The 2,824-nt window shown below is 62.7% G+C and carries 2 protein-coding genes; both read left to right on the forward strand.

All coding sequences use genetic code 11. The annotated features are described in order from the left end of the window. Positions 1–2,241, forward strand: a 2,241-nt coding sequence (locus tag AC1DT2_RS19950; protein ID WP_477298247.1) for a TonB-dependent receptor domain-containing protein, incomplete at its 5' end; no start/stop codon positions are given. Positions 2,242–2,408: 167 nt separating this feature from the next. Then, positions 2,409–2,824 (forward strand): hypothetical protein (locus AC1DT2_RS19955; RefSeq protein WP_477298249.1); only part of this gene is annotated, 416 nt, incomplete at its 3' end.

Consider the following 2,824-nt stretch of genomic DNA (forward strand, 5'->3'; position numbering starts at 1 on the left):
GAACTGGACGACAGCAAGCGCTCACTGACCCGCACGGCCTACGGTCCGCGCCATCCGGACGATGGATTCGGCATGGGCCCTTACGGTGGCGTGGTCGATCCTCGTGCCGCAGGCACGGCCGGTGCCGGCACGTATGCTGCCGACGGCTCGTGGACGCCCAACCGTTACGTCGTCAACCATCCAGGCGGCGTGGTCGGTAACCCCGCGGACCTCGCCAACTACCACCCGTACGACGTCAACAGCAACGCCGACAAGTATTCGACGCCACAGGACATGACCTTTCGCGCGAGCAGCAAGCTGCGCAATCTGTTCGCGACGGGCCGCTACAACGTTACCGACGACATCGCCCTGCGTGGCATGGCCAACTACGGAGTGCGCGACACGCGCAGCCAGGCGGCGGGCTATCCTCTCGAAAGCGGTTCTGGACGCACCAGCGACCTGACTATCGATGCGGGCAACGCGTACAACCCGTTCCCAGGCTACGACACCGACTTCTTCCGCCGCACGACGGAACTGCCGCGTATCAGCTGGGCGAAGAGCAAGGCCTTCCACGTCGATGCCGGCGCCGAAGGCAGCTTCCTCTGGAATGACCGCACGTGGAACTGGGACGTCACCTACGGATATTCCGAGGCGCGCGACAGCCGCACCGATAGCGGCAATATCAATCTGGTCAATGCCGCCAAAGCGCTGGGACCGACGTCGGTCGTCAACGGGAACGTCGTCTGCGCCAATGCTGCGGATCGCGCGGCTGGCTGCGTGCCGTGGAACATCCTTGCCGGTCCCGGCGGCACGCCGGATGCCGTGTGGAACTACGTGCAATCCACGACCACCGCCCGCCAGGTGACGAGGACCAACGACGTCGTCGCCAACCTGACCGGCGGCGTGTTCGACCTGCCCGCCGGCACGGTTCGCGTGGCCGGTGGTCTCGAGCATCGCACCGAGAACGGACGCTACGTGCCCGATCCCGCCGACTCCGCCGGCCTGACTACCCAACTGGCCAGCAATCCGACGAACGGCGGCTACATCGTCAACGAGGCCTACCTCGAACTCGACGTGCCGCTGCTGGCCGACCTGCCCTTCGCACGGGAACTGGCGGTGAACGCGTCATCGCGCTATTCGCACTACTCGGCCTTCGGCGGTCGCACCAACAACAAGTACAGCTTCCGCTGGAAGCCGTTCGACGATCTGCTCTTGCGCGGTACGTATGCCGAAGGTTTCCGCGCACCAACGGTGGCGGATCTTTACGCGGGTTCGAGCGAAAGTTTCGAAAGCTTCCTCGACCCTTGCGACAGCGCCTTTGGTGCCGCCGCGTCCGATGCAGGCGTGCGTGGCCGCTGCGCCGCGGCAGGCGTACCCGCGAACTATCGGCAGATCGACCAGTCGGGCGCGCAAGTCAACTCCGCCACCGGTGGCCAGAATCCCGTGGCTTTCCGCACGGGCGCCAATCCCGCGCTGAAGCCGGAATCGTCGATTACGCGCACCGCCGGCTTGGTGTACAGCCCCGGCTACCTCGATGGCCTCGATGTCACGCTCGACTATTACAAGGTCGACATCCGCGATGTCATCACGCCGATCCTTGCCGGCGACATTCTCAACTTCTGCTACGTGCGGAACGATCCGACGTATTGCGGACGCTTCACGCGTGCGGCCGACGGCCATATCACCTCGCTGGACGAAAGCCTGGCCAACCTAGGCACGTTGCGTACCGAAGGCTACGATCTCGGCGCGCATTACCGTTTCCCGGAAACACGCTACGGCGAGTTCACCCTGCTCTCGGATAGCACCTATCTGAAGGACTACACGCAATCGAGCAGCCCCGGTTCACCGCCACGCCAGCTGGCCGGCTACATGAACGGCGTGCAGGGCCTGTATCGCGTCCGCTCGAACCTCTCGCTCGACTGGTCGTGGAGGCGCTTCGGTGCGACGTGGACCGTACGCTACTTCGACGGCCTGAAAGACTCGTGCTGGTCGTCCACGGTCGAGTGCAATCGTCCGAATGAACTCAACGCGATCACTGGCGTCACCGGCGTGAGCCGCAAGGGCTCGGTCGCCTTCCACGATGCGCAGCTGCGCTGGCAGGCCCCCTGGAACGGCAACTTCCGTGTCGGCATCAATAACGTCTTCGCGCGCAAGGGACCGCTCTACTACAACGTATCCAGCGCCGGCGGCGGCAGCCCCCCGTACAATCCCGCGTTCGACATCGACCGGTATTTCTACGTCGGCTACCAGCAAAAGTTCTGAAGCATTGCGTTGTCAGCTGAAGAAACGTGGCGCTGAATCGGCAAGCGCTACCTCACCACGGCGAAACTCAAGGCAATGAGTTCGTGGCCAGAGATCTTCGCCCCATTGCCTTGCAGCGCACCAGCTGAAACCATTTACGTCGAGCACATGGCCAAGGAGTGAGGCAAATGTCAATGCAGCCGACCGTCAACGCGCTTGTCATCGGTCCAAAGGGAGGTGGCATCAGCTACCTGATGGGATCGCTACTTCGAGCCAGCGATCCTTCACAGATTGAATCTGGTGCGAGCGGCGCTGCGGCCTCATGGGATGCTTTGCAGACGTGGAATGGGTCGATCTCTTGCGGAAGCTTGGCGCTTCCAACATGCAACCTCAACGCATTTCATACTGATGCGATCCCTTCCGAAGGCACATTCCCCTCGAAAATCGACTCGATCCTCGTAGTCATTCCTGCAGCGTACGGCGAGTTCGAAGGCTGTCTATCGTCAAAAGGTGCGGTGCGGCAGCTGATCTCGTACGCGCACGATAACCTCGGAGCTACCCGATGCGTGCTCGCCATTACGAAGATGGACTGTACCGAGCCTCC

This window comes from Luteibacter sp. P4_E6 (genome assembly GCF_056401535.1).